29 protein-coding genes and 1 pseudogene are annotated in these 24,167 nt (G+C 64.3%); 15 read left to right on the top strand and 15 right to left on the bottom strand.

All coding sequences use genetic code 11. The features are described 5' to 3' along the window. The 3 genes from groEL to BN1233_RS25390 form a co-directional block, all read right to left on the bottom strand. Positions 1 to 705, bottom strand: a 705-nt coding sequence (gene groEL, locus BN1233_RS49860) for a chaperonin GroEL (protein WP_046866614.1), incomplete at its 3' end; no start/stop codon positions are given. 54 nt (positions 706 to 759) lie between these two features. Continuing rightward, on the bottom strand, positions 760 to 1,050 hold the full coding sequence (gene groES, locus BN1233_RS25395; protein ID WP_046866403.1) for a co-chaperone GroES: 291 nt from the start codon (positions 1,048 to 1,050) through the stop codon (positions 760 to 762). 201 nt (positions 1,051 to 1,251) lie between these two features. Further along, positions 1,252 to 2,106 (bottom strand): DMT family transporter, encoded by an 855-nt coding sequence (locus tag BN1233_RS25390; RefSeq protein ID WP_046866402.1) that lies wholly within the window; start codon positions 2,104 to 2,106, stop codon positions 1,252 to 1,254. Between the two features lie 395 nt (positions 2,107 to 2,501). On the opposite strand from BN1233_RS25390, the gene BN1233_RS25385 reads away from it, so the two are divergent. Continuing rightward, positions 2,502 to 3,296 carry a L,D-transpeptidase gene (locus BN1233_RS25385; protein WP_052763928.1) on the top strand — a complete coding sequence of 265 codons (795 nt, stop codon included), beginning with the start codon at positions 2,502 to 2,504 and terminating at the stop codon, positions 3,294 to 3,296. A 225-nt stretch (positions 3,297 to 3,521) separates the two neighbouring features. On the opposite strand, the gene BN1233_RS25380 is transcribed toward BN1233_RS25385, so the two are convergent. The 3 genes from BN1233_RS25380 to BN1233_RS25370 all read right to left on the bottom strand — a co-directional run bounded on the left by BN1233_RS25380 (position 3,522) and on the right by BN1233_RS25370 (position 5,624). Continuing rightward, positions 3,522 to 4,175, bottom strand: a complete 654-nt coding sequence (locus BN1233_RS25380) for a DUF2076 domain-containing protein (protein WP_046866580.1) — start codon at positions 4,173 to 4,175, stop codon at positions 3,522 to 3,524. A gap of 137 nt (positions 4,176 to 4,312) precedes the next feature. After that, positions 4,313 to 5,293, bottom strand: a complete 981-nt coding sequence (locus BN1233_RS25375; RefSeq protein WP_046866401.1) for a TIM44-like domain-containing protein — start codon at positions 5,291 to 5,293, stop codon at positions 4,313 to 4,315. 79 nt (positions 5,294 to 5,372) lie between these two features. After that, positions 5,373 to 5,624 carry a DUF3072 domain-containing protein gene (locus BN1233_RS25370; protein ID WP_046866400.1) on the bottom strand — a complete coding sequence of 84 codons (252 nt, stop codon included), beginning with the start codon at positions 5,622 to 5,624 and terminating at the stop codon, positions 5,373 to 5,375. 270 nt (positions 5,625 to 5,894) lie between these two features. Here BN1233_RS25370 and BN1233_RS25365 point away from each other — a divergent pair, with 270 nt between their 5' ends. Further along, positions 5,895 to 6,161 (top strand): hypothetical protein, encoded by a 267-nt coding sequence (locus BN1233_RS25365; RefSeq protein ID WP_046866399.1) that lies wholly within the window; start codon positions 5,895 to 5,897, stop codon positions 6,159 to 6,161. 77 nt (positions 6,162 to 6,238) lie between these two features. Here BN1233_RS25365 and BN1233_RS43305 read toward each other — a convergent pair whose 3' ends face one another. After that, positions 6,239 to 6,901 (bottom strand): LexA family transcriptional regulator, encoded by a 663-nt coding sequence (locus BN1233_RS43305; RefSeq protein ID WP_052763926.1) that lies wholly within the window; start codon positions 6,899 to 6,901, stop codon positions 6,239 to 6,241. A gap of 129 nt (positions 6,902 to 7,030) precedes the next feature. Continuing rightward, positions 7,031 to 7,918, bottom strand: coding sequence for a branched-chain amino acid aminotransferase (locus BN1233_RS25355; RefSeq protein WP_046866398.1), 888 nt, complete (start codon positions 7,916 to 7,918; stop codon positions 7,031 to 7,033). A gap of 140 nt (positions 7,919 to 8,058) precedes the next feature. Between BN1233_RS25355 and BN1233_RS25350 the strand changes: the two genes are divergently transcribed. Genes BN1233_RS25350 through BN1233_RS25340 form a run of 3 tightly spaced genes read left to right on the top strand, consistent with a single transcriptional unit; the run spans position 8,059 to position 10,657 of the window. Beyond that, entirely contained in the window at positions 8,059 to 8,589 is a 531-nt protein-coding gene (locus tag BN1233_RS25350; RefSeq protein WP_052763925.1) for a MarR family winged helix-turn-helix transcriptional regulator, read from the top strand. Then, positions 8,586 to 9,308 (top strand): response regulator, encoded by a 723-nt coding sequence (locus tag BN1233_RS25345; RefSeq protein ID WP_046866397.1) that lies wholly within the window; start codon positions 8,586 to 8,588, stop codon positions 9,306 to 9,308. Before BN1233_RS25350 ends, BN1233_RS25345 begins: the two co-directional genes overlap by 4 nt. After that, positions 9,305 to 10,657, top strand: coding sequence for a sensor histidine kinase (locus BN1233_RS25340; RefSeq protein WP_046866396.1), 1,353 nt, complete (start codon positions 9,305 to 9,307; stop codon positions 10,655 to 10,657). Before BN1233_RS25345 ends, BN1233_RS25340 begins: the two co-directional genes overlap by 4 nt. A 29-nt stretch (positions 10,658 to 10,686) precedes the next feature. Here the strand turns inward: BN1233_RS25340 and BN1233_RS25335 are convergent, their stop codons facing one another. From BN1233_RS25335 to proC, 3 genes are read right to left on the bottom strand one after another with little or no spacing between them, the layout of a single operon-like run. Next, entirely contained in the window at positions 10,687 to 11,046 is a 360-nt protein-coding gene (locus BN1233_RS25335; protein ID WP_046866395.1) for a tRNA-binding protein, read from the bottom strand. Between the two features lie 36 nt (positions 11,047 to 11,082). Beyond that, positions 11,083 to 11,808 (bottom strand): TetR family transcriptional regulator, encoded by a 726-nt coding sequence (locus BN1233_RS25330; RefSeq protein ID WP_046866394.1) that lies wholly within the window; start codon positions 11,806 to 11,808, stop codon positions 11,083 to 11,085. A gap of 60 nt (positions 11,809 to 11,868) precedes the next feature. Continuing rightward, complete coding sequence (gene proC / locus BN1233_RS25325; protein WP_046866393.1) at positions 11,869 to 12,693, bottom strand: pyrroline-5-carboxylate reductase; 825 nt, start codon at positions 12,691 to 12,693, stop codon at positions 11,869 to 11,871. A gap of 271 nt (positions 12,694 to 12,964) precedes the next feature. On the opposite strand from proC, the gene BN1233_RS25320 reads away from it, so the two are divergent. After that, the gene (locus BN1233_RS25320; protein WP_046866392.1) at positions 12,965 to 13,489 is read left to right on the top strand and encodes a hypothetical protein; all 525 of its coding nucleotides are present in this window, start codon (positions 12,965 to 12,967) and stop codon (positions 13,487 to 13,489) included. Between the two features lie 27 nt (positions 13,490 to 13,516). Here the strand turns inward: BN1233_RS25320 and BN1233_RS25315 are convergent, their stop codons facing one another. Together BN1233_RS25315 and BN1233_RS25310 are read right to left on the bottom strand one after the other, a co-directional pair. Continuing rightward, a complete protein-coding gene (locus BN1233_RS25315) occupies positions 13,517 to 14,017 on the bottom strand; it encodes a type III secretion system chaperone family protein (protein ID WP_187144365.1) in 501 nt (166 codons plus the stop codon). Between the two features lie 365 nt (positions 14,018 to 14,382). Next, complete coding sequence (locus tag BN1233_RS25310; protein ID WP_046866391.1) at positions 14,383 to 14,655, bottom strand: accessory factor UbiK family protein; 273 nt, start codon at positions 14,653 to 14,655, stop codon at positions 14,383 to 14,385. A 261-nt stretch (positions 14,656 to 14,916) separates the two neighbouring features. Here BN1233_RS25310 and lgt point away from each other — a divergent pair, with 261 nt between their 5' ends. The 3 genes from lgt to pgeF all read left to right on the top strand — a co-directional run bounded on the left by lgt (position 14,917) and on the right by pgeF (position 17,689). Then, the gene (gene lgt / locus BN1233_RS25305) at positions 14,917 to 15,753 is read left to right on the top strand and encodes a prolipoprotein diacylglyceryl transferase (protein WP_046866390.1); all 837 of its coding nucleotides are present in this window, start codon (positions 14,917 to 14,919) and stop codon (positions 15,751 to 15,753) included. An 87-nt stretch (positions 15,754 to 15,840) separates the two neighbouring features. Then, the gene (locus BN1233_RS25300; protein ID WP_046866389.1) at positions 15,841 to 16,932 is read left to right on the top strand and encodes a class I SAM-dependent methyltransferase; all 1,092 of its coding nucleotides are present in this window, start codon (positions 15,841 to 15,843) and stop codon (positions 16,930 to 16,932) included. Next, entirely contained in the window at positions 16,922 to 17,689 is a 768-nt protein-coding gene (pgeF, locus tag BN1233_RS25295; protein ID WP_046866388.1) for a peptidoglycan editing factor PgeF, read from the top strand. The genes BN1233_RS25300 and pgeF overlap by 11 nt, the downstream gene beginning before the upstream one ends. Positions 17,690 to 17,740: 51 nt before the next feature. On the opposite strand, the gene BN1233_RS25290 is transcribed toward pgeF, so the two are convergent. After that, positions 17,741 to 18,496, bottom strand: coding sequence for an SDR family oxidoreductase (locus BN1233_RS25290; RefSeq protein WP_046866576.1), 756 nt, complete (start codon positions 18,494 to 18,496; stop codon positions 17,741 to 17,743). Between the two features lie 344 nt (positions 18,497 to 18,840). Between BN1233_RS25290 and BN1233_RS25285 the strand changes: the two genes are divergently transcribed. Further along, a complete protein-coding gene (locus tag BN1233_RS25285; RefSeq protein ID WP_046866387.1) occupies positions 18,841 to 19,554 on the top strand; it encodes an outer membrane protein in 714 nt (237 codons plus the stop codon). 15 nt (positions 19,555 to 19,569) lie between these two features. Here BN1233_RS25285 and BN1233_RS49855 read toward each other — a convergent pair. Next, positions 19,570 to 19,737, bottom strand: a pseudogene (locus tag BN1233_RS49855) (IS256 family transposase); the annotation flags it as partial. A 150-nt stretch (positions 19,738 to 19,887) separates the two neighbouring features. Here BN1233_RS49855 and BN1233_RS25280 point away from each other — a divergent pair. The 5 genes from BN1233_RS25280 to BN1233_RS25260 are packed head-to-tail and all read left to right on the top strand — an operon-like array spanning position 19,888 to position 24,162. After that, positions 19,888 to 20,388, top strand: a complete 501-nt coding sequence (locus BN1233_RS25280) for an NADH-quinone oxidoreductase subunit J family protein (protein ID WP_046866386.1) — start codon at positions 19,888 to 19,890, stop codon at positions 20,386 to 20,388. Then, entirely contained in the window at positions 20,388 to 20,690 is a 303-nt protein-coding gene (nuoK, locus tag BN1233_RS25275; protein ID WP_046866385.1) for an NADH-quinone oxidoreductase subunit NuoK, read from the top strand. The genes BN1233_RS25280 and nuoK overlap by 1 nt, the downstream gene beginning before the upstream one ends. A gap of 4 nt (positions 20,691 to 20,694) precedes the next feature. After that, positions 20,695 to 22,158 (top strand): monovalent cation/H+ antiporter subunit D family protein, encoded by a 1,464-nt coding sequence (locus BN1233_RS25270; protein ID WP_046866384.1) that lies wholly within the window; start codon positions 20,695 to 20,697, stop codon positions 22,156 to 22,158. Then, the gene (locus BN1233_RS25265) at positions 22,155 to 22,409 is read left to right on the top strand and encodes a hypothetical protein (RefSeq protein ID WP_046866383.1); all 255 of its coding nucleotides are present in this window, start codon (positions 22,155 to 22,157) and stop codon (positions 22,407 to 22,409) included. Before BN1233_RS25270 ends, BN1233_RS25265 begins: the two co-directional genes overlap by 4 nt. Beyond that, entirely contained in the window at positions 22,402 to 24,162 is a 1,761-nt protein-coding gene (locus BN1233_RS25260) for a Na(+)/H(+) antiporter subunit D (RefSeq protein WP_046866382.1), read from the top strand. The genes BN1233_RS25265 and BN1233_RS25260 overlap by 8 nt, the downstream gene beginning before the upstream one ends. The last annotated feature ends 5 nt before the right edge of the window (positions 24,163 to 24,167 follow it).

Genomic DNA, 24,167 nt, shown 5'->3' with positions numbered 1-24,167 from the left:
TGGCAGCATCGCCTGCAAGGACGAGAGCTTCTTCTCGTGGATCAGGATGTAGGGATCCTCGAGCTCGGCCACCATCTTCTCGGCATTAGTGATGAAGTAGGGCGAGAGATAGCCGCGGTCGAACTGCATGCCCTCGACCACGTCGAGCTCGGTCTCGGCGGTCTTGGCCTCCTCGACCGTGATCACGCCCTCGTTGCCGACCTTCTGCATGGCCTGCGCGATCATCTCGCCAATGGCCTTGTCGCCGTTCGCCGAGATCGTGCCGACCTGGGCGACCTCTTCCGAGGACTTAACCTTCTTGGCGCTGGCCTGGATGTCCTTGATGACCTCGGCGACCGCGAGATCGATGCCGCGCTTGAGGTCCATGGGGTTCATGCCGGCGGCCACCGCCTTGGCACCCTCGCGCACGATCGCCTGGGCGAGCACCGTCGCGGTGGTGGTGCCGTCACCCGCCAGATCGTTGGTCTTCGAGGCAACCTCGCGGACCATCTGGGCGCCCATGTTCTCGAACTTGTCGGCGAGCTCGATCTCCTTGGCGACCGTCACGCCGTCCTTGGTGATCCGCGGTGCCCCGAAGCTCTTCTCGATCACCACGTTGCGGCCCTTCGGCCCGAGCGTGACCTTCACGGCATCGGCGAGAATGTCCACACCGCGCAGCATCTTCTCGCGGGCGTTGGCCGAAAACTTGACTTCCTTGGCTGCCATAGGCTGTGCCTCCAGTGAAACTGGTTGAACTGAATGGAATGGGAAAGAGGACGATCAGGCGGCGATCACGCCCATGATGTCGGCTTCTTTCATGATCAGGAGGTCTTCGCCGTCGATCTTGACCTCGGTGCCCGACCACTTGCCGAACAGGACGCGATCCCCGGCCTTGACGTCGAGCGGCTGAACCTTGCCGGTCTCGTCGCGTGCGCCAGGCCCGACCGCCACGATCTCACCCTCCTGGGGCTTCTCCTTCGCGGTGTCCGGGATGATGATCCCGCCCTTGGTCTTCTCCTCACTCTCGAGACGCCGAACCACGACACGGTCGTGCAAGGGACGAAACTTCATAAGCTTCCTCTTGGATTGTATGACAGCCGGAAGGGCTGCCTCTTGTCCTGCGTTTAGCAATCTCGCTTGCGGAGTGCTAAACTGACCGCGAGATAAGAGTGGCTGTCGGACGTGTCAAGGAGCCGATCCGACGGGTCGGCGTGACCGCCTTCGATATGATGGGCTTGGTCAGATCTGCCAACTTGCCATCAGGGCTCCAGGTCAAATCATCTTGCGGCGAGATGCCATGGCGGCTGCCCCGATGATCAGCACGGCGCCGATTGCGGTGGCGAATGTCGGGACCTCGTCGAAAACCACGTAGCCGATGAGAGCCGCCCAGATCAGGGCCGTATACTCGAGAGGCGCCAGCCTTGCAGCCTCAGCCCGGGCAAAGGCCACTGCCATCAGAACATGCCCGGCCACGCCCAGCACCCCCAGGCTCAGGAACCAGCCGACATGAGCGATGGTCGGCGGAGCCCAGACTGCGGCAGCCGCAGGCGCCAGCAGGAGGAACGGGCCCACATTCTGCAGGAGGACGATGAAGACGAAGTGGTCACGCTGAGCGCGTTGGCGGAGGAGAACGAGGTTGAGCGCATAGACTACGGCCGAGAACAGGGCGGAGGCGACACCCGCCCACGATCTCGTGTCCCCATCGCCGCCGCCATGGCCTGCAACCACGATGACGGTCCCGACGAAGCCGGCGGCCAGCGCGAGAACGATCTGCCGGTCGATGCGCTCTTTCAGGAGCAATCCGGCGAAAACCGCGACCAGCATCGGCGCGAGAAACGAGAGCACGAGAACTTCTGCGAGCGGCAACTGGCTGAGCGCATAGAAGAAGCTCGTGGCCGTAAGCATGGCGACCACCGACCGGAGCCCATTCGCCATGACCGTCTCGCGGGACGGGAAGCCGGGGCGCATGACAGCCACGAGCAGCACGGCGGCGAGCGTTCCGCTTGCGAAGCGAAGGAAGGACACCTGCAGGACGGGATAATAGGCGGCCAGCGCCTTGATCACCGCGTCCATGATGGAGAGAAACGCGATGCCGGCAGCGGCCTTTGCGGCGGGACCGAGGATCATTGAGGTTTTTGGGATGCGACTCGCCCGGAATGGGCGGCCCCATACAGCATGACGGGCTCCGGGCCGCCACTGGCTCGGGAAGAGCGGCCAAGCCTGCCGGTGCGGATTGCATGAGCTCGGATGGAACGCCGCCTGTAAGACGACGATCGGGCCGCCCGGGCAGGGAACCAGCGCCTCGCTGCAAGGTTCTATACGGCAGAGCTTGGTATCCGATGGGCAATCCACCGGAATGGGGTGGCGGACGATGGATGTGGCTTACCAAAAGCTGAACATCGGCCCTACCCTGCAGGCTCTGTAGTTCAGGGAGGATTCAGGCATACCCGCTAGCGTCCGCCACTTCCGAGAGTCCCGTTCCTTCGACACACACGCTTCCCCATCTCTTCTGGAATCGCCGTATGAATCGACTTCTCTCTGCCGTCTCATCCGGTTTCCTCGTCGCGATCGCACTCTCGACCACTGCAGAAGCCGGCCCGCGCCGGGCCGCTCCGGCCTATGATGACGAAGCCATCGTTCTCGAGCGCGAACTTCCCTATGGCGGCGGCTTCGTCGAGATGCTGATGACCGGGCGCGAGCCGACCGGGCGACACTATCGCGAAGCTCCTCTCGATCCGCTCACCGGCTTTCCGTACGACCCGCGCGGCTCCGTAGGGAGCCGCTCCCGTGGCGCTATCACCGCGATACCGGATTACGGCGGCTCCTATGGAAGCGAAGACGATTACATCGATGACGGGATCGGGTTCGGAGTCGACCCTCGCTATCAGCGGCAGGTCGTAGCGTATAACGGACCGCACGCGCCGGGCACCATCATCATCGATACGCCGAGCCGGTTCCTCTACCTGGTTCAACCCGGCAAGCGCGCAATCCGCTACGGAATCGGCGTCGGTCGGCCGGGCTTTACGTGGGCGGGGCGAAAGTCCGTGACGATGAAGCGGAAATGGCCCGATTGGCGACCGCCGGCCGATATGCTGAAGCGGCGGCCCGATCTTCCCCGCTACATGTCGGGCGGGTTGGACAATCCCCTTGGGGCCCGCGCCCTGTATCTCGGCTCTTCACTGTATCGCATCCATGGGACGAACGAGCCGCATACGATCGGGCACGCCGTCTCCTCGGGCTGCATCCGCATGCTCAACTCGGACGTGGTCGATCTCTACAATCGCGTGAAGGTCGGCACGCCCGTGATCGTGATCTGATCATTCACACCCTCACATCCCCCGGTCGTCGCGAGCCGCGGGCGAGCGATTCACCTGGGACGGCGACCCGGATTGCTGCACTTCGTTCCCGATGACGGGAGGGCATATCAAAGCGCGGTGCCGGATCCCGCACCGCGCACATGATCAGCATGCACTGTCTCACCGACGATGGAGCAGACAACGTGACGGGGCGCGGACGCGCTCCGCCACGTCCTGGCTCGACCATCAGGTCCAGTCGCCGCCATCGCCTCCATCGTCGAAGGAATCAATCCCGAAATCCCCGCTGTCATCGGCATTCGCCTGATGGAGTGGATCTCCGAACTGCGAGATATCCTGATCGGCGGCGCCAGCCTCAAGACCGGCGGCCGAGGCGATGTCGTGCGCCGGATTGCTTCCCCCGAAGGCACTCGAAAGCGCATTCGCGATCATCATTCCGCCCGCGACGCCGGCCGCCGTCGCCATGGCGGATTGCAGGAAACCGCCTCCGCCGCGAGCGCCCCAGGGACCGGGCGCTCCCATCTGCTGCATCGGTGCGCCACCGCCCCACGGTGAGCCAGGTTGCGCGTATGATGATTGCCCGTAGGTCGGCTGGGGCCGCTCCGGAGCCCGCTGGCCGCCTCCGAAGAGGCCGGACAAGAAGCTGCCGCCCTGTGATCGGGACTGCTCGGCCTCTGCCCTGAGCCTTTCGACCTCCGCATTCAGGTTGGCGAGCGCCCGCTCCTGCACGAGGATACTCTGTGCCATCACGTAGGGCGCATAGGGCTGCTGGCGCACTTTCTCGGCAATGTAGCGCTCCGCCTCGGGATCCCGGCTCTGGTTCGAAACCTGCTCCAGGCGCTTGAAGATGTCGTCGATGACGTGCCGTTCCTGCTCGTTCATGAACTCAGCGTCCTTCTGAGAGAGCCCCAGCTGCCCATCGAGATGGGAGGCCTCGGGTCGCTTGGAAAGGCGCGACGGAATGCCCATGAAAAAGGCGGCCCGGGGGCCGCCTCGTTCTCGAGCCTGCAGTTCCAGCATCAGGCTTGCTGAATCGCGGAGAGCTTCCACTCTCCTCCGTTGTCGCGGCGGAAGGTCCAGAGCTCGCGTGCCTCGACGATCTTGTCGGGGCTTCCTTCCACGATGCGTCCGCTCGCCTTCTCGACCGTGACATCGCTCAGCTCGTAGCGCATCGCGACGGTGGCGTATTCGGTCGTCCCCTCGCGCCAGGATTCCGCAAGATCACCTTGAACGAGCCGGACGTTGTCGACTCTGTTGATCACGCCGTTCCGTGCATTCTCGTTGAGCTCTTCCTGCAGATACCCGGCCATCTCGGGTGTCGCGCGAGCCCACAATCCGGGGACATCCTCACGCGAATAGGCTGCCTGGATCTCGTTGAGGCTCCGCTCGAACGCAGCATAGTCGCTGTCGCGGATCGGAACCTCCTCGGGCGATGTGCTGCGGCGCGGTGCATCTGCGCGAGTGCCGCCGAGCCCAAGCCCACCGAGAGCAGAGCCCCCGGGCCGCGACCCGCCGAGGCCGCCAGCGGCCGTTCGGGCATGCCCGGCGCCTGCATAGGCCGGGGTTTCCCGCCGCCGGAACCAACGGATGGCCAGAGAGACGAGAAACACGACGAGCGCGATCTGGATCAGAAAACCGAGCATGGAGCCCAACCCGGCGAGTCCTCCGAAGAACCCGGCGCCAAAGAGCATGCCGAGCAACCCCGCCCCGAGCAGACCGCCCATAAAGCCCGTCCCGAACCGTGGGGTCCGTGCGACGCCCGCTGCGGGAGCCGCGGGCCGCTGTATCGCCGGCCCCTGGTTCGGCACCTGCGATCTCTGAATGGGAGCAGCGGCATCAGGCGCCGTGCGGGTGGCAGGCGGAGCCTGATAGGTTCTAGCGCCACGTGAGCCAAAGCTCCCGCCCCGGCCACCCCTGGCCTCTGCCACGCTCGCACCCAGCGTTACCACTGCGACCAGAGCCAGTGCGACCTTGGTGCGTCGGGAAGTCAGATCCATCATTCCTCTTGAAAGCCTCCACGGGACGGCATGCCCTCCGCCAATATGGTGCGAACACGCCGGGATCGGAAGCCCGTCTCGATCAATCGGCCGCCTTTCCGGCCTCGTGCTTCAATTGGTCGATCCGTTTCGAGGCCTCCGCCTTGTCGAGCGCCGGGTCGTAAAGATCCGGGCGTTTGGCTTCCTCGGACAAGGTCTTGAGGTAGGACGCCTGTGCTCCCGTCATGGGTTCCTGTCCAGACACCCAGTCATCGGGATTCTTGATGCGGTTCGAATGATCGTCCCCCGCGCTCTTCGGGTTTTCGGACTGATCGCGTTCCTTGCTGCGCGCCATGTTTGCGACTCCGTTTGTTCGCGTTTTGTTCGAACAGGAGAACGCAGCCCGTCACGCGTTGTTCCGTTTGGGAAACTTGCTTTTTTCGCCGGGTATCTGTCCCCGCTATCCACAGAGCCTGCGCTATTCGGAGAAAATCTCCGGTTCTCGCTCTGTTCCAGGGGTTTCGCTGCATATCCCGTGTGCCGGGCTCATGCTTCTGCAAGCCGGGGACTCGACTCCGGCTCTCCACCCGGCCATTCTCGAACAGAGCAAGAACATTCATTGCCGATGCAGAAATTTTCCTATCGCGGACGCCGCCGGGTTCTTGCGGCCAATGCTATCGAGATCACCTGCGATGATTGCGGCCGCACCAAGCTTTGGACGCGTGTCACCTTGGAATCGGTCGTGACCTCCACGACGACGCTCGACGATCTTGGCGCCCGCCTTTTCTGCTCAGCCTGCCGGCTACGAGGAGGCGGAGGATACAATGTGCGGCTGCGCCCTCTTTCCGAGCGCGAGCGCGCAAGTGCTGCAGGTTTCGAGGAGCGCCGCTGATGCGGCCGTGGGTGCCGGGCCGATCCTTTTCTGCCACGGCTTCAGGCCGCGCCAATCATACCCATGCCCGAAGAGCTTCAGCTTTGCCCGGCGAACAGAATGCGGTGGACGGAGATCACACGGTCTGCCGGAAAATGCATCAACCGGTCCTGGCCCTCCGGGGGATTGAACTGCTCGAGAACGAGTTCGCGAGCATTGCGGGACACGAAGCGCTTGACGAATCCGAGAGGCGGCTCGCCTTCGGCATCGAAGATCTGGGCCACCACAAAGTCTCCCGACCGGACCGGAAGATGGGGATGCACCCAGGCGGTCTCGCCGGCGTAGTAGCGCGGCTCCATGGAATCGCCATGGATATAGACCGCATAGGCATCGGGCACGTGTTCGAGGCTCGGCGGGCAGAGCACATCGGCGACCCGCTGGCCGTTCAGGATGAACCGCCCATCCTGCCCGCCCCGCGCAAGCCCGAAAACCGGTAGCCGGCGGCGCGGAAAGCGGCTCGGCTCGGGCGCGCCGGCATTCGTCCGATCCCGAGGGTAGGCCGAGGCCGCAGCCGCCTGAAGAGCGGGCGGCTCCTCTCCGAGGTACTCGGCCACGATGGCGACCTCGCGGGCCTTGAGCTGCCGCTGGCCCTTCAGCAGCGCGGTCACCGCGGAGGGCGAGCGGCCAAGCGCCTGAGCCAGCCCGGTCTGGGTCCGGCCAGGCTTCTCGAGCCCTCGGCGTATCCAGGCCAATTCGTCCAATGCAAACCCTCCCGCTCCACAATATGCCGGGCGGGAGCCTAGGAGAACAGGCGTTACTGGCGCAGGAGAGTCTCCTGCGCGAACACCCGGCTCGATGTCCGAGCCGAGTGTTCCATGCGCATGGAAGGATCAGGCAGCCTTGGCCTTGGGCTGCACCGCAGCCTCGTAGTCCTCCATCAGGACCTTCGTCATGTTTCCGGGCTGGTAGCGATGCGGACCGATCTCGGAAACCGGGGTCACTTCGGCGGCCGTGCCGGTGATGAAGCACTCGTTGAATGTCGGAAGCTCATCCGGAAGAATACGCCGTTCCGCGACCTCGAAACCGCGGCGGCGCGCGATCTCGATGACAGTTTGGCGGGTGATCCCATCGAGGAAGCAATCCGCCAATGGCGTGTGGATGACGCCGTCACGGATGAAGAAAATGTTCGCTCCCGTGCATTCCGCGACGCGGCCCTGCCAATCCAGCATTAGCGCATCCGCATAACCCTTACGCTCGGCGCGGTGTTTCGAGATCGTGCAGATCATGTAAAGACCCGCAGCCTTCGCGGTTGACGGCGCCGTGGCAGGATCCGGCCGACGGTAATCCGCAATATCGATGCGGATGCCTTTCATTTTCTCGGCGGGATCGAAATAGCTCGGCCATTCCCAGGTGGCGATCGCCAGATGGATCTTGTTGTGCTGGGCAGCGACGCCCATCATCTCCGAGCCGCGCCACGCGACGGGACGAACATAGGCATCCGTCTGGCCATTCTTCTCCAGCACGAGATACTTGGCGGCGTCGATCTCTTCCGGGGTGTAGGGGATCTCGAAATCGAGGATCTCGGCAGACCGCTTCAGCCGCTCCGAATGCTCACGCGACTTGAAGATCACACCGCCATAGGCGCGCTCGCCTTCGAATACACTTGAGGCATAATGCAGCCCGTGCGACAGCACGTGGAGCTGGGCATCCTTCCACGGCACGAGCTTGCCGTCGTACCAGATCCAGCCATCACGCTGGTCGAAAGGGGTCGCGGACATCAGATGTCTCCTAGAGCATTCGGCTATGGCCCGGCGCGAAATTTCAAAGCGGACAGAGCCGCTTCCGCGTTCGTTCGTTTCTCCGGGCGCCCTTGACGAGTAACAATCGGACTGAGATATGTCAACAAGACTGACATAAAATGTCGAAAGCCGCCGTGCCCCCTGCCCTGCACCAGACAACGCCAGACGGTGACGATATCCTCGGTGAGATCCCGGCCTACGACCTCATCGAGCTGTTCTTTTTCGCCTATCGCGACTTCGTCAGCGATCCGGACCGGATCCTTGCCGAGTTCGAGTTCGGACGGGCCCACCACAGAGTGGTGCATTTCGTCGACCGGCATCCGGGCCTCACGATCGCCGACCTCCTCGATATTCTGAGGATCACGAAGCAGAGCCTGAACCGGGTCCTCAAGGAGCTGATCGAGAAGGGTTTCATCGAGAGTCGCACCGGCACGACAGACCGCCGGCAGCGTCATCTGCACACGACCCAGAGGGGCCGGGCGCTCGCACGGCAACTCGCGCGCTTGCAGACCCGCCGCATCATGCGCGCTCTCGAAGCGATCGGCCCTGAGCACAGGGACGCGGTCCGCGAATATCTTCTCGCCATGATTGATCCCGGTGATCGCAACCGGGTCAGAAAGCTCGTGTTCGAAACGGGAGAGATTTCATGACCGATGTGGCGCGTCCCGATCTGCCCGATCACGCGCCGCATGTTCTCATCGTGGACGATGATCGCCGTCTGCGCGATCTCCTGGCGCGGTTTCTCGGCGAGAATGGCTTCCGGATCACGACGGCGGCGAGCGCTGCCGAAGCGCGTGCGCTGTCACAGAACTTCCTGTTCGATGCGCTTGTGCTCGACATCATGATGCCTGGGGAGAGCGGGCTCGATTACGCGCGCACGATAAGACAGAATTCGGAAGTCCCGATCCTGATGCTGACCGCCCGGGCCAATCCGGACGACAGGGTGGCCGGTCTCGAAATCGGCGCGGACGACTATCTCCCGAAACCGTTCGAGCCGCGCGAACTGATCCTGCGCCTCACCAACATTCTGCGACGCTACTCGCGTCCCTCCGATGCCCCCATGCAGGCTCATGCGGAGCAGATCCGGTTCGGGCCTTTCAGCTTCCGCTTCGATCGCGGGGAACTGCGCCGCGACGACGAGCTCGTGCGGCTCACGGAGCGCGAGCGTGAGATCCTGACGATTCTGGGCACGCGCGCAGGCGAGAACGTTCCGCGCGAGGAGCTCACGGGCGGCGGGCCGGCGGCCAACGAGCGGACGGTGGATGTCCAGATCAACCGCCTGCGCCGCAAGATCGAGGTCGATCCCGCGAACCCGATCTTCCTCCAGACTGTCCGCGGAATAGGATATCGGCTGGCTGTCGACCGATGAAGTTCCGCCGTCCGAAGCCGGTCACCCGTATCGATCGCAGCCTGCGGTGGCTCGGCAGCTTGCTCCCGAAGGGGCTCTATGCACGGTCGCTGATCATCATCATCGCTCCGGTCGTACTCCTGCAATCCGTGATCGCCTACACCTTCATGGAGCGGCACTGGCAGCTCGTGACCCGTCGCCTGTCGGCAGCCGTCACGTCGGATATCGCGGCACTGATCGACATCTACGAGAGCTATCCGCAGGATCGGGACGCGCACACCCTTTCGCGCATCGCCTCGGAGCGACTCGGACTCGACGTCGACATCATCGAGGGCGACCTCCCGCCACCAGGGCCGAAGCCCTTCTTCTCGATCCTCGACGAGGCTCTCTCGGAAGAGCTCGCGCAGCGTATCGACAAGCCGTACTGGACCGACACCGTGGGACGGTCCAACCTGATCGAGATCCGGGTCAAGCTCGGCAACGAGGTAATGCGCGTCCTCGCGCGGCGCAGCCAAGCCTACGCGTCGAACTCGCACATCTTCCTCGTCTGGATGGGAGCATCGTCGATCGTGCTCCTCGCCATCGCGATCCTGTTTCTCCGCAACCAGATCCGACCGATCCTCCGGCTGGCAGAGGCGGCGGAAAGCTTCGGCAAGGGTCGCGAGATCGAGTTTCGTCCCCGCGGCGCGCGCGAGGTCCGTCAGGCCGGTCACGCCTTTCTGGAGATGAAGCGGCGCATCGAGCGCGCCAGGGACCAGCGCACCGCGATGCTGAACGGCGTGAGCCACGACCTGCGCACGATCCTAACCCGATTCAAGCTATCCCTCGCGCTGATCCGGCAAACGCCGGAAGTGGAAGACCTGAAGCGCGATGTCGATGAGATGAGCCGCATGCTGGAAGGCTATCTCGCCTTCGCGCGGGGTGATGCGGGCGAAGCGGCGGCAACGACCGACCTTCGTCCGTTGCTCGAAGAACTGCAAAGCGATGCGGAGCGGCAGGGGCATGCGACCGAGCTCGACATTGTCGGCGACCCGAGCGTCACAGTTCGGCCGGACGCCTTTCGCCGGCTGCTCTTCAATCTGCTGTCGAATGCAGCGCGTCACGGAGAGCGGATCGCGATCCACGCCAACCACGAAGCGCGCTGGCTCGTTCTCCACGTCGACGACGACGGCCCCGGGGTACCCGCGACGTTGCGCGAGGAGGTCTTCAAGCCCTTCGTCCGCCTCGACGAAGCGCGAAACCAGGACGAAGGCGGATCGGGTCTCGGCCTTGCCATCGCGCGAGACATCGCGCGGTCTCACGGCGGCGACATCACGCTCGCGGATTCGCCGCTCGGTGGCCTGCGGGCGACCGTTCGCCTGCCGGCTTGAGCTGTACAGGGCTGCAGCAGGAGATCGTCTCAGTACAACCGCCCCCCGATTGGCACCTCGCGATCCGGGCCGATCAGCATCACGGCGCCATTGGCGTCGGGAACACCGAGCGTCAGGACCTCCGAAACGAACGGCCCGATCTGCCGCGGCGGGAAGTTCACGACCGCGAGCACCTGGCGACCGACGAGATCTTCGAGCTGGTGATTTACCGTGATCTGCGCCGACGAGCGCTTCACGCCGATCTCGGGGCCGAAATCGATCGCGAGCTTGAAGGCGGGCTTGCGGGCTTGCGGAAAAGGCTCGGCGGCCACGATGCGTCCGACGCGAATGTCGACCCGCAGAAAATCGTCTATCGTGATCTGCGGCTGAACCGCATCCGATCCGCTCATCGAAAAGCCCCCCGATCGCCTCTCTTGCAGTCGCCGTCAGATTGCGGCTGCAGGATCGTTCGCCTCGCCGTCCGCATCACGATCATAGCCGCGCGGCCGCCGACGAGTCCGCCTGCGGCTGTCGAGCAACGCCTGTCCGACGGCCCTGAAGGGCAACGTCAGCCTCCGCAGGTCGTCGGCCCGCTCGAGAACACGCTCCCCGCGCCTCAATTCGCGGTCGAGCCGCGCCATCGTCGCGGCCAGCGTAGGATCGTCGTCATCGAGCCAGGTCTCGAGCGTGTTCGCGAAGACGATCACCGCCCCCTGAAGCTTGAGGCCTCCGAGCGGACCCTCTGTCGAGATCCCGGCTGCCGCCAGCATGAAGCGCATCGAATTGAGGGCGCTCTGGTTGAGGGCCAGCATGCTCAGCGGATCCTGCCTGAGCCCGTCGGAGATCCGCCGCAGGGCAGCCTTGTAGGGTTCCAGCGCATCGAGCCGTCGCATCATGACGTCGAAGACCCGCTCGCGCGCCGGCTCGTTGGCAAGATCTTCGGTGGTGCCTTCGAGCACCTGCTTGTCGACACGGCGGGACAGGGCCCCCAGGACCGCTCCCTTCGACGGGAACAGATCACGGAATTCGGCGAGACTCACGCCTGCTTCCTGGGCGATATCCGTCACTTCGATATCGGACCAGGGACGGTCGCTTGCCAGGCGCATCAATGCGTCGATGATTGCGTCCCGCTTGGAAGGGGTTTCACTCTTGGGAGTAGCTCGTGCTGGCATTGCGTCCTCCAGGTTTCACTCCCGAATGTAAGTCTTGCGTCGCTCCTTGGCAGCGTCCCGTCAGCCAGAGAGTTCTCCCGCGCGCCGCTTCGCCGCGGCGACGGCCTCCTTGATTTGATCCGGCATGCCGCTCGGCCGACGCATCAGGACCTCGAGCGCAGCCGCGGTGGTGCCGCCCGGAGAGGTCACATTCTCGCGCAACCGGCCCGGAGCTAGCTCGCTGTGTTCGAGGAGCGCGCCTGCTCCCGAAACGGTCGCCCGGGCGAGCCGGGTCGCGAGCTCCTCCGGCAGTCCGGCTGCGGCGCCCGCCTCGGCGAGGCATTCGACGAGATGAAAGACATAGGCGGGTCCTGATCCCGAAACTGCCGTCACGGCATCGATCAGGTCTTCGCGATCGACCCATTCCACGATGCCGACTGCGGACAGGAGCGCGTCTGCCGTTTCCCGCTGTCGGGCGGTAACCGCTTCGTTCGCGCAAGCGCCCGTCGCCCCGCGACCGATGCTCGCCGGAAGATTCGGCATTGCTCGTACGATGGCGCGGGCGCGTGGCAGGCGTGCCTGCAGATCCGCAATCGTCTTGCCGGCCAGGATCGACACGACGAGCGTCTCGCCCCCGACCAGTGCATTCGCCGTAGCCGCGGCTGCATCCAGGAGTTGCGGCTTGACCGCGAGGACGAGAACTTCGGGGGTGCCGGGGCCCGTCGGATTAAGATCAATCCGGTTGCGATCGCAGAGTGCCGAGAGCTCCGCCGAAGGATGCGGATCGAGCACGGTGACGCGGTCGGGCGAGAGCCCGACATTGAGCCAACCCTCGAGCATCGCACCGCCCATCTTGCCGGCGCCGACCAGGATCAGAGACGAAGGAAGAGCGGACGATCGGGACATGTCTGACAGCCGGCCTCGGAGACGGGCCCGTTCAATGGCATCTTCACACGACGGTGTCGAGACGAGGAGAATTGGAGCGAAGGAAGCGAGCTGACAGGCACTCAAGGTTCGCCCAAGATATCAGCCGGATTGCTGGGCGCGGCTTTGCCCGCCAATCGATCTTCGCCACCTGGTCATGTGACTTGGGCCTCACGATCGCGGGAAGTCCTCAACCCATTCTCAAGCAGCCTGTGGCTTGATCGGCCTCGCTACGCCCAGGTGTTCACGCGCGATGAGAAATCACACTCCGAGCCCGCCGGACCATTCCCTCCAGGATCTCACCAGACACAGGACCGATGTCGGAGGCGAGATCAAAGCGCGCCTCTATCTCTACGACCAGCGTTTCATCGTCTCGTCCGTTGCCGCCATCGCAGAGTATGGATCGGTCACGATCGTTCCATTCGATGCGCCGGACCGTGAGATCGGCCTGGCCGCCTGCAACCATCTCGTCCGCTTCGTCCCCGATCTCCCGCCAGGTCTCCGGGACCAGACGAGCAAGGACTGGCAAGCCTATCAGGCTTCAGGGGCCAAATCGGTGAAACAGTTCAACGCCAACGCCTGGCGCGTCTCGATCAGCACCCTGAACATGGCCCTGTGCCTGCAAGCCCAGCCTGTCTCGGCTCAGGTTTCATACCTCTTTGCAGGAAGCGACATCGGCCTTGCCACCAGACATGCCGGCATTGGCGCAGCGATACGCCGCGTTCTGAAAGCGGCCGCAGTTCTCAACGAGAACGGATTGTTCGACGAGGCCGCGTAGTAGGGCCGCTTACTCCCCGGTGGACGCTCAGGCCTCACCTTCGGTCTCGAAGAGAACGCTGTCGAGGGCCTCCCGAGCCGACTTCCCGGCCCACATCACGAATTGGAAAGCCTGGAAGTAGCGCTCGCAGGCATCCACCGAGACACGCAGCATGGTCTCGCATTGCGCGTTCGTCGGCTCGACGCCGCCCGTGAGCAAGAGCGCATGCCGGAACATCACCACGCTCTCGCCGCTCCAGAGATCGAAATGGCCGACCCAGAGTTGCTCGTTGATGGCGGAGATGAGCCGCAGGACTTCCGTGCGTTGCCGATCCTGAACCTTCAGGTCGAAGGCACACGCGACGTGCAGCGCCTCAACGTCCTCGATCCAGGTAAACGCGATGTGATAATCCGCGAAGCGCCCGGCCACCGAGACGGACATCTCGTCGGTTTCCGCGCGATCGAAGATCCAGTGACGCAGGCCGGCAAGCCGCTCCAGGACGTCGAGGGGATGCTCGCTGCGGTCGCTGTCGATTTGGGTCAGGTTCATGTCGATCCACGGGCTCGGATGATCCGAGTCTGAAGAGGGACGCGACTGGAAAGCATCTCGACCAGCCAAGCCGCGCAAAGAATATCGGGAATGAGCCGTTAAGGTAAAAGCAAGTATAGGATGCAGATCACCCTCGAATCATTTTCTTACTCACCATAACCCCACGGATTCGTGCGGCTCAAGTCGAGAAGAAGGTCCAAGATTCTTCAGGTGAACTCAACGGCGTCTATCCCGGCTATCCACAGCGGCGCACAGGATGTCGGTGAACGGGATGGCGAAATTACGACCATCCGTTCAAGAACAACCGACTGCGAAAGCTAAGCTTTTCGGGCCGTCCGGCGCCCTGAACCGGTGGAGTGGCGCCGTCAAGCCGAGGCCGGTTCGGAAGTGGGTTTTGCACCGGCTTCGAGAGCAGCGACCCGCGCCGCGAGGCGCTCGTTCTCTTCCCGGAGCACAGAGACGAGGTCGCGCAGGACCGCGACCTCCTCACGGGTTGCAACATCCATATCGCGCAGAAGGCGCTCGGCCTGCGCCCGCATGATCGTCTCCGCCTCGCGCCTCATCCCCTGCGCCGCACCGACCGCATCGGTCGCGAGCCGGGCAAACTCGTCCAGGATCCGATTTGGGCCTTGACTCATGGTTGCTGCCTCCATCGGGGCGCGTCATTCGCGCCCGCCGCCCAGCTGACATGGTCCTTTACCGGCGCCAGCGCAACGGTGCGATAACAACCGCCTTGCATGAAGATGCCGGGGCTCACGTGGCTCGTCACATCTCCGCTAGGTCGCCGAAGGGAGCCGATTCCAGCGGTCGCGGGCTTGACGTTCCGGGTGCCAGCCGTCCAAGTGGCGCGCCGGTTGCCGGCGTGAGCCCGGCCCTGTCGTCAGGCCAAATCCGACACGATGCCCGTTCTCGCCCTGCCCTTTCCGATGATCGACCCGGTTGCTATTGCAATCGGCCCGATCGCAATCCGCTGGTACGCCCTGGCCTATGTCGTGGGCCTGCTCGGCGGATGGTTCTATGCACGGCGCCTCGCAGCGCGGGAGGAATTGTGGCGGCCGGTCCGTGCGCCGACGGCGACCGAGGTCGACGATCTCATTGTCTGGATCGCATTCGGAATAGTCCTCGGCGGGCGGCTCGGCTACGTGCTCTTCTACAATCTCCCGGCTTTTCTCGCGAACCCGATCGAGATCTTCGCCGTCTGGCACGGGGGAATGTCCTTCCACGGCGGCTTCCTGGGCGCGATTCTGGCCCTCGTGCTCTTCTCCCGGTCTCGTGGCCTGAACCCCCTGGCCATGCTCGATCTTGCCGCGGTCGTGACCCCGATCGGCCTGTTCTTCGGCAGGATCGCGAATTTCGTGAATGGTGAGCTCTGGGGGCGGCCGGCTCCCGATTTCCCCTATGCCTTCGTGTTTCCGAATGGAGGACCGGTTCCGCGCCATCCGAGCCAGCTCTACGAGGCGTTCGCCGAAGGCTTCGTGCTCTTCATCGTCATGGCGATCGCGGCCCGCACTTTTGGATTCCGGCGGCCCGGGCTCCTCGGCGGCATCTTCGTGACGGGCTATGCCATCGCGCGGATCACCTGCGAGTTCTTCCGCGAGCCCGACCCGCAGCTTGGTTTCCTGGTCGGGGGCGCCACCATGGGCCAGTTGCTGTCGCTGCCGATGGTGCTCGTCGGCCTCACCGTGATCGTGCTCGCGTGGCGCGGCGTAACCCGCTCCCGGGTGTCCGAGGCCTGATCGCTGCGGACAATCTCGAGGATAAGGCATGACCGAACGAACCTCCCCGGTCGCTGCTGCCTTGATATCCGACAGACAGAGACCGGCATGAGTCGCTTCGCCGCACGGATCAGAGAGATCATTGCCGCCGAGGGCCCGATCCCGGTCGAGCGCTACATGGATCTCTGCCTCCGGCACTATTATGCGACGCGGGATCCGCTGGGAGCCGACGGGGATTTCACCACCGCCCCGGAGATCAGCCAGATGTTCGGGGAACTCCTCGGACTCTGGGCCACGGAAGTCTGGCGGCTCGCGGGCGCCCCCGGTTCCTTCGGCCTCGTCGAGCTCGGGCCCGGCCGCGGCACCCTGATGGCTGACCTGCTTCGCGCCGCTCGGCTCGTGCCGGGCTTCCTCGCGGCCGCACAGGTTCACCTCGTGGAAACGAGTCCGGTCCTGCGGGAGCGCCAGCGCAGCATCCTCGCCCGCTCCGCCCACACGCCCATCTGGCACGCGAGCATCGACACCCTTCCCGAGGGGCCTCTGATCGTTATCGCCAACGAGTTCTTCGACGCCCTGCCGGTCGCGCAGTATGTCGCGACGGACCGGGGCTGGTGCGAGCGGATGGTCGGCCTCGAAGGAGAGCGTCTCGTCTTCGGGCTTCGGCCCGTCAGCGTGGCGCACGCGCGACCTCCGCGCGACGGTGAGATCCTCGAGGAGCCCCGTATCGGTTCAGCCATCGCGGCGAATCTGGCTGGCCGACTCGCCAGGGTCGGCGGGGCTCTCCTCACGATCGATTACGGCTATGTCGGCCCTGCCTTCGGGGACACCTTGCAGGCAGTCCAGCGACATCGCTTCGCCGATCCCCTCGCCGATCCGGGCGAGGCCGACCTCACGGTGCATGTCGATTTCGACTGGCTGGCGCGCATCGGCGAAGCTGCCGGCCTGCGGGCTCATGGCCCGGGCCGGCAGGGCGACTTCCTGCGAGCGCTCGGCATCGAGAGCCGGGCGGCAGCTCTCTGCGCGCGAGCGAGCCAGGAGCAGGCCGCCGCGATTACGGGAGCCTTGCGCCGCCTCACCGGACCGGGGCCGGACGGGATGGGCGATCTCTTCAAGGTCCTCGCCCTTGCTCACCCTTCGATCGAGAATATTCCAGGCCTGTTGCCGGCCGCCGCGATACAGGAGCAGCTTCGTGATCGTTGAATCACCCGCACTCGCGGGTCTCCCCGGGATCCGCCATGCCTTCTTCACGCGGCAAGGCGGCGTGTCGGAGGGAATCTACGGGAGCCTCAACGGCGGCCTCGGATCGTCCGACGAGCGTGATCGCGTGGTCGAGAACCAGGCCCGGATGGCCGCCGGGCTCGGAGTCAGCCCGGACTCCCTCGTCAGTCTGCACCAGGTCCACTCGCCCGATGCCGTGATCGTCGAGGCTCCCTTCGGCACGGAGCGCCCGAAGGCCGACGGCATGGCGACCCGCGTGCCCGGGCTGGCGCTGGCGATCACCACCGCGGATTGCGGCCCCCTCCTCTTCGTGGACCGGGATAGCGGCGTCGTGGGCGCCGCCCATGCCGGGTGGCGTGGAGCATTCACGGGCGTGATCGAGGCGACGCTCGCAGCAATGGAAGGGCTCGGCGCGCGCCGGGAGCGGATCACGGTCGTCCTCGGGCCGACGATCGGCCGCGATGCCTACGAGGTAGGGCTCGACTTCAGGGACCGGTTTCTCGAAGCGGACTCCGCCAACGAGCGGTTCTTCGTTCCCTCGGAGCGCCCCGATCGCGCGATGTTCGACCTGCCCGCCTATATCGGCGCTCGGACAGTTGCAGCCGGAGTCGGCTCTTTCAGCACGCTCGGTCTTTGCACCTATTCGGACGAGGAACGCTTCTTCAGCTACAGGCGTACGACTCACCGGGGCGAGCCCGATTACGGGCGGCTGATATCCGCGATCGCGCTCACCGATTGAGCATCGAATCCCAGTGGTGCATCCTCCGGTCCTGGGCCGCTGAAGCCGAACTTACTCCTCCAGGCCGACGACATCCGCCGTCTGCCAGATGAGATGCTGGCCGCCATCGACGGCGATCATCTGGCCCGTGACGCTCTCGGCCTGCGCGAGGAACAGAACCGCGTCGGCGAGTTCCTCCGGCAAGGGACCGCGCCCGAGCAGGCACGCGGTGCTCTGTTTCGCGAAGTCCTCGGGCGCCTGTCGCGGATTCGAGTAAGTTGGTCCGGGGCCGATAGCATTGACGCGGATGCAGGGTGCGAGCGCCTGCGCCATCGTCCGCGTGGCCGTGAAGAGGGCAGACTTCGTCAGCGTGTAGGAGAAGAACTGCGGCGTCAGCTTCCAGACCCGTTGATCGATGATGTTGATCACACAGCCCTTTGCTGTCTCCGGCAGAAGGCGCGCCATGTCCCGTGCGAGAAAGACCGGCGTCTGGAGATTGATGGCGAAATGCCGCTGCCAACGTGCGAGTTCGAGCGTCTCGAGTTCATCGCGCTGGAACTCCGATGCATTGTTGACGAGGAGTGTCACGGGCCCGAGGGCGGCTTGGGCGCGCTCCATGAGCGTCGATACGGCCGCGGGGTCGGCAAGATCGGCCTGAAGAAGGGTGGCCTGGCCTCCGCGGGCCCGCACTTCCCCCGCAAGGGTCTCCGCCTCCTGGAGCGATCGGTTGAAGTGAATCGCGACCGAGTATCCCGCGGCCGCGAGGCGCTCGACGATCGCGCGACCGATCCGTCTCGACCCGCCCGTCACCAACGCGACTGCATTCATCGTTTCACCGCCGCTTCCCACTCGTCTCCGTCCCGAGCGTTCACGATCGCCAATCGTCCTGAGCCTCAACGGGATGAGGATCCCTTTCGCGCATGCCGGCCGGGGGAGGTCAAGATACCGCACCGGCATGAACCATCAGGAAGCGAGAGCGTTCAATCCCAGGCGTTGCACAGGGGAAACCGCACGCAAGCGTACCCGTCGTGATGCCCGGATCTATCGATTCCGGGCGCGGTGAGGTTGTGCCGCGATACCTGCTGCCATGCCGCTCGCGAGGCTCGCTTCAGCCCGGATCAAAGGGCACGGGCCGAACCCTGAACCCGGAACTCGAAAACCCGGAGGACCAAATGAAAAAACATCTCCTCGCAGCAACCGCTCTGGCAGGACTGCTGGCTGCGCCCACCACTTTTGCGGCGGACCTGCCGGCGCGCACCTATGCGCCTCCGCCAGCGCTGGTGGCTGCCGTTCCCATCTTCACCTGGACCGGTTTCTATATCGGCCTCAATGCCGGCTATGGATGGAACGTCAACGACTCCGCCGTGACGGTGCCGGGCGTCGGTCTCGTGGATGTGACCGGGGACGACGGTTTCGTCGGCGGCGGACAGGTGGGTTACAATTACCAGATCGGGTCGTTCGTCCTCGGCCTCGAGGCGGATCTCCAATACGCGGATCTGGGTAACGAGCGCGATGTAACCTTCGGCGACAGCTTCGTGGCCGGTGGTGGCCTCGACTGGTTCGGCACCGTGCGTGCGCGAGCCGGTTATGCCTTCGACCGTGCCCTGCTCTACGCAACCGGCGGCTTCGCCTTCGGGGGCGGCTCAGGCGGCAATTGCCTTGCTAACGGCCTGCCGTTCACCTGCGGCGACGACACCTCGACGGGATGGACTCTCGGCGGTGGCCTCGAATACGCGGTGACGAACAACTTCACCGTCAAACTCGAGGGCCTCTACGTCAATCTCGATCGCGGCGGAGACGACGCGCCATTCGACACGGGCGTGCTCCTCAACCGCGACGACTACGAGTTCGGTGTCGTTCGTGCCGGCCTGAACTACAAGTTCTGAGCCTCGTGACGGGGGTCCGGCGAGGCCGGACCTCCACTCATCCTTATCTCCGCTACGAGGTGGCACGCGTTCGCCCTTGCCGGCCCCGAGCACCTCGCCCGTCTCGGCCTGGATCATTACCTGCAGCATGCTGCAGATCACCTCCCGCAACCCGTCCGGATTGCGAGGAAGAATGTCTTTGATCGCAGCACTGGCGGACTGCTAACGCTTCACCAAACAGGATAATCTTGAGAAAAGGCCAAGACTAGGGCAGAATTTGTAAACTGAAGTGCGCATCTCCCAAGTCCGGCCGTGTCGCGCCGAGTGACGGTTCGCGTCGGAGGGTCGACGTCGATGGGTCAGGGGCTCTTCCTTCTATTCGCAGCGGCGTCCGTCATCACGGCCCTGATTGTGGTCCTGGCGCGGAATCCGGTTCACAGCGCATTGGCGCTGATGGCGTGTTTCCTGCAGATCTCGGCAATCTTCGTCCTGCTCGAGGCACCGTTGCTCGCGGTCATCCAGATCTTCGTCTATGTCGGCGCGATCATGGTCTTGTTCCTGTTCGTGATCATGATGATCGATGTCCGCGAAGCGGCGTTGCAGCGGTTCTTGCCGGGCGGCAACCTGCCGGCTCTGGTGCTGCTCGTCCTGCTCGGGATCGAGATGTTGGTGCTGGTGGTCTGGAGCGAACGCTTTTCGGTCACGGAGCCGGTCGCCATGCGCACCGGCGACACGGTCAGGCAGCTCAGCACGACGCTATTCTCCGACTACCTCCTGCCCTTTGAAACCGCCTCTGTCATCCTGCTGGTGGCCGTGGTCGGCGCCATCGTGCTGGCGCGGAAGGAGCCGGGGTGATGGTGCCGCTCTGGTGGCATATCGTGCTCGCAGTACTCCTGTTCGTGATCGGAGCGGCGGGCGTGCTGCTCAGGCGCAACATCCTTGTCGTGCTGATGTCGCTCGAGCTGCTGCTCAACTCGGTCAACATCAATTTCATCGCGTTCGGGCGTTACCACGACGATTTCCGCGGGCAAATCTTCGCGATCTTCATCATCGCGATCACCGCGGCGGAGGTTGCCGTCGCGCTCGGCATTCTGGTCGCCCTCGTGCGGAACAAGTCTACCCTCAAGGTCGACGACGTGACCATGATGAAAGGATAGCGGCTTGGACCCGGTCATGTCGATCCGGCCGCTGCTGGCCGTCGCAGTCGCCGGTCTGGCGGCCCTGGCGGTCCTCCTTCTGAACGACCGCGAGAGACTCCGAGATCTCGTCTCGCCGTTGGCGGCGTTCGTCATGTTCGCGATTGTCGCCTCGATGGCGCCCACAGTGCTGGCGGGCGGGACGGTCGAATTGCGCCTGTTCGAAATATTGCCGGGGATCGATTTCGCTTTCCGGGCCGATGCGCTCGGCATGGTGTTTGCCACCGTCTCGTCGCTCTTGTGGATCGTGGCGGCCATCTATTCCATCGGCTACATGCGGCACCTGGAGGAGCACGCGCAAACCCGATTCTTCGCCTGCTTCGCCACCAGCCTTGCGGCAGCCGTCGGGGGCGCCTTCGCCGCCAATCTGTTCACGCTGGTGATCTTCTACGAGGTGCTCAGCCTCGTGACCTATCCGCTCGTCTACCATCACGAGGACGAAGAGGCATGGGCGGGTAGCCGCAAATACCTCGTCTATCTGATGGGCGCATCGAAAAGCCTGCTTCTCGCAGCACTGGCGCTGACCTACCACGTCGCGGGATCGCTCGACTTCGTGGCTGGGGGACTGCTGGCGAGGGTCGATGCCTCGGCTTCGCTGCTGACGGTCGTCTATTTCTGCTATCTCTTCGGCTTCTCCAAGGCCGCGGTGATGCCGATGCACGCCTGGCTGCCTGCCGCGATGGTAGCGCCGACACCGGTCAGCGCGCTCTTGCATGCGGTCGCCGTGGTCAAGATGGGCGTGTTCTGCGTGCTGAGGGTGGTGTTCCACGTCTTCGGCACGGGACTGGTGGGCGGGTTGGGGCTCGGGCTCGCCACGGCCTATCTGGTCTCGTTCACAATCCTGATGGCGTCCATCTACGCCCTGACACGGGACGATCTGAAGGCGAGGCTCGCCTATTCGACAGTCAGCCAGCTCTCCTACATCGTGCTGGGTGCGGTTTTGCTGTCGCCGGTCGCGATGGTCGGCGGGATCATCCACATTGCGGCGCACGCCTTCTCCAAGATCACGCTCTTTTTCTGCGCCGGGTCGATCTATTGCGCGTCCGGCAAGCGAAACGTCAGCGACATGGCCGGCATTGGCCGTAGGCTGCCCTGGACGATGGGAGCGTTCTTCGTCGCGTCGCTCAGCATGATCGGGATCCCGCCGACCGCGGGCTTCGTCAGCAAATGGTATCTGGCACTGGGCTCGGTGGCGGCGGGGGAGACCGCGTTCATGATCGTGCTCCTGGTGAGTTCCGTCCTGAACGCCGCCTATTTCCTGCCGGTCAGCTATATCGCCTTTTTCGGGACTGAGGCTCGCGAGAGTCCTGCAACGGTCCGTGAAATTCCGATGGTGACGATCCCGCTGGTCGCGACCGCCATCCTGTCGGTGCTGATGGGCATCTTCCCCGGCTATTTCCTCGCCCTGGCGGACGGAGTGGTCAGATGATCAAACGCGTCGTCGATTTCTTTGGTAATGCGAAATATGCGCAGCAGCGCCGCTGGCTGTTCTATCTGGTGCTCGTTCTGGTCGTCATCGCCGACTTTCTGGTCCCCCGCGAGCACGCCGAATACCTGTGGGACCGCCTGCCGGGCTGGTCGGCCGTCTACGGCTTCGTCTCCTGCGTGCTGCTGATCTTCGTTTCCAAATTCCTCGGCCATCAGGGCGGGCTGATGCGGCGCGAGGACTACTATGACTGACTTCCTCCATCCCGCCCTGCTGTTCATTCTCGGCGCCCTGCCGATCCCCTTCCTGAAAGGATCGATCCGCAAGGCGTATCTGCTGCTGATCCCGGTGCTGGCGATCCTCGCCGTGCTCACGATGCAGCCGGGCAGCTACGGCGCGGCGCGGTTCATCGGGCAGGACATCCTGATTGCGAAAGTCGACAAGCTGAGCATCGTCTTCGCCACCGTCTTCACCATCATGGCGCTGATCGGCATGGTCTACGCGCTGCACCTGAGGGATGCCGGCCAGCACGTGGCGGCGTTCGTCTATGTCGGCAGCGCACTCGGCGTGGTGTTCGCCGGCGACTACCTGACCCTGTTCCTGTTCTGGGAAGCTATGGCGTTCGCTTCCGCCTATCTGGTCTTCGCCCAGCGCAGCCGGCCGGCGATCCGCGCCGGTTTCCGCTATCTCATGGTCCATATCACCGGCGGCCTCGTCCTGCTCGGCGGCATCATTCTCTACGGGCTCACCACCGGTTCGCTGCTCTTTGGTCCGATCGAGGCGGGAACGGGCGCTGCCTTTTACCTGATCCTCGTCGGGTTCATCCTCAATGCCGCGGTGCCGCCGCTCAATGCCTGGCTGACCGACGCCTATCCGGAGGCGACCGTCACCGGGGCGGTGTTCATGAGCGCCTTCACGACCAAGACCGCCGTCTATGTGCTGGCGCGGGCGTTCCCGGGGACCGAGCTTCTGGTCTGGCTCGGCACCGTGATGGCGCTTTACGGCGTCGTCTACGCGGTACTGGAAAACGACTGCCGGCGGCTCCTCGCCTACCACATCGTCAGCCAGGTGGGTTACATGGTGGCAGGCATCGGCATCGGGACCGAGATGGCGGTGAACGGGGCCGCCAGCCATGCCTTCGCGCATATCCTCTACAAGGCGCTCCTCTTCATGGGTGCGGGGGCGGTGATCTACGTCACCGGGCGCCGCAAGCTCACCGAGCTCGGCGGGCTCTACAGGACCATGCCGTTGACCGTGGCGCTCTACATGGTCGGCGCCTTTGCGATCTCGGCATTTCCGTTCTTCTCGGGCTTCGTCACCAAGTCGATGGTGATTGCCGCCGCCGGACAGGATCACCGCGCGCTGGTGGTGCTGGCGCTGACGATGGCGTCGTCGGGAACCTTCCTGCACACCGGGCTCAAGCTCCCGTACTACATGTTCTTCGGCACGGATCGGGGGCTGGAGGCGCGGGAGCCACCGCGCAACATGCTGGTTGCGATGGGCATGGCGGCGGTGCTCTGCATCGCGATCGGCGTGTTCCCCCAGCCGTTATACGCGCTTCTGCCCTATCCGGTCGATTTCGAGCCTTATACCGGCGTCCATGTCACCGAGAGCCTCGGTCTGCTCATGTTCACCGCATTGGGATTCGTGCTGTTCCTCCGGGCGCTCGACCCCGAGAACACGATCAGCATCGACACCGACTGGTTCTACCGCAAGGGCGCGCGGTCCTTTATGTGGCTCGCCGAAAATCCGCTGGCGCGCTACGAGAAGACGGTGAGCGACATGTCCGAGACCGTAGTGCTGCCCTTCCTGCGCGGGGCGGCACGGGCCGGACTGCGGATCGATCTCAACGGCGTGGATGCCGTCGTGAACGGCGTCGCCGACGCGATCCTGCGCGGCGGTGGGGTGCTGCGGCGGCTCCAGACCGGCGTCGTGACCCATTATGCGCTGGCGATGATCACCGGCGTGATCGCGGCCACCGCCGTATTCGCCGTGGCCTGGCGGTAGAGGTG

Origin of the sequence: Microvirga massiliensis, assembly GCF_001006805.1 — a bacterium.
In the GTDB taxonomy this organism is placed as follows: Bacteria; Pseudomonadota; Alphaproteobacteria; order Rhizobiales; family Beijerinckiaceae; genus Microvirga; species Microvirga massiliensis.
The sequence above is the reverse complement of the archived record's forward strand: the minus strand, read 5'-3'. Positions and strand labels throughout refer to the sequence as shown.

Coding starts and splice junctions, on each gene's coding strand:
- groES (WP_046866403.1), bottom strand. CDS start 1,050: ATGAAGTTTCGTCCCTTGCACGACCGTGTCGTGGTTCGGCGTCTCGAG.
- BN1233_RS25390 (WP_046866402.1), bottom strand. CDS start 2,106: ATGATCCTCGGTCCCGCCGCAAAGGCCGCTGCCGGCATCGCGTTTCTC.
- BN1233_RS25385 (WP_052763928.1), top strand. CDS start 2,502: ATGAATCGACTTCTCTCTGCCGTCTCATCCGGTTTCCTCGTCGCGATC.
- BN1233_RS25380 (WP_046866580.1), bottom strand. CDS start 4,175: ATGAACGAGCAGGAACGGCACGTCATCGACGACATCTTCAAGCGCCTG.
- BN1233_RS25375 (WP_046866401.1), bottom strand. CDS start 5,293: ATGATGGATCTGACTTCCCGACGCACCAAGGTCGCACTGGCTCTGGTC.
- BN1233_RS25370 (WP_046866400.1), bottom strand. CDS start 5,624: ATGGCGCGCAGCAAGGAACGCGATCAGTCCGAAAACCCGAAGAGCGCG.
- BN1233_RS25365 (WP_046866399.1), top strand. CDS start 5,895: ATGCAGAAATTTTCCTATCGCGGACGCCGCCGGGTTCTTGCGGCCAAT.
- BN1233_RS25355 (WP_046866398.1), bottom strand. CDS start 7,918: ATGTCCGCGACCCCTTTCGACCAGCGTGATGGCTGGATCTGGTACGAC.
- BN1233_RS25350 (WP_052763925.1), top strand. CDS start 8,059: ATGTCGAAAGCCGCCGTGCCCCCTGCCCTGCACCAGACAACGCCAGAC.
- BN1233_RS25345 (WP_046866397.1), top strand. CDS start 8,586: ATGACCGATGTGGCGCGTCCCGATCTGCCCGATCACGCGCCGCATGTT.
- BN1233_RS25340 (WP_046866396.1), top strand. CDS start 9,305: ATGAAGTTCCGCCGTCCGAAGCCGGTCACCCGTATCGATCGCAGCCTG.
- BN1233_RS25335 (WP_046866395.1), bottom strand. CDS start 11,046: ATGAGCGGATCGGATGCGGTTCAGCCGCAGATCACGATAGACGATTTT.
- BN1233_RS25330 (WP_046866394.1), bottom strand. CDS start 11,808: ATGCCAGCACGAGCTACTCCCAAGAGTGAAACCCCTTCCAAGCGGGAC.
- proC (WP_046866393.1), bottom strand. CDS start 12,693: ATGTCCCGATCGTCCGCTCTTCCTTCGTCTCTGATCCTGGTCGGCGCC.
- BN1233_RS25320 (WP_046866392.1), top strand. CDS start 12,965: ATGAGAAATCACACTCCGAGCCCGCCGGACCATTCCCTCCAGGATCTC.
- BN1233_RS25315 (WP_187144365.1), bottom strand. CDS start 14,017: ATGAACCTGACCCAAATCGACAGCGACCGCAGCGAGCATCCCCTCGAC.
- BN1233_RS25310 (WP_046866391.1), bottom strand. CDS start 14,655: ATGAGTCAAGGCCCAAATCGGATCCTGGACGAGTTTGCCCGGCTCGCG.
- lgt (WP_046866390.1), top strand. CDS start 14,917: ATGCCCGTTCTCGCCCTGCCCTTTCCGATGATCGACCCGGTTGCTATT.
- BN1233_RS25300 (WP_046866389.1), top strand. CDS start 15,841: ATGAGTCGCTTCGCCGCACGGATCAGAGAGATCATTGCCGCCGAGGGC.
- BN1233_RS25290 (WP_046866576.1), bottom strand. CDS start 18,496: ATGAATGCAGTCGCGTTGGTGACGGGCGGGTCGAGACGGATCGGTCGC.
- BN1233_RS25285 (WP_046866387.1), top strand. CDS start 18,841: ATGAAAAAACATCTCCTCGCAGCAACCGCTCTGGCAGGACTGCTGGCT.
- BN1233_RS25280 (WP_046866386.1), top strand. CDS start 19,888: ATGGGTCAGGGGCTCTTCCTTCTATTCGCAGCGGCGTCCGTCATCACG.
- nuoK (WP_046866385.1), top strand. CDS start 20,388: ATGGTGCCGCTCTGGTGGCATATCGTGCTCGCAGTACTCCTGTTCGTG.
- BN1233_RS25265 (WP_046866383.1), top strand. CDS start 22,155: ATGATCAAACGCGTCGTCGATTTCTTTGGTAATGCGAAATATGCGCAG.
- BN1233_RS25260 (WP_046866382.1), top strand. CDS start 22,402: ATGACTGACTTCCTCCATCCCGCCCTGCTGTTCATTCTCGGCGCCCTG.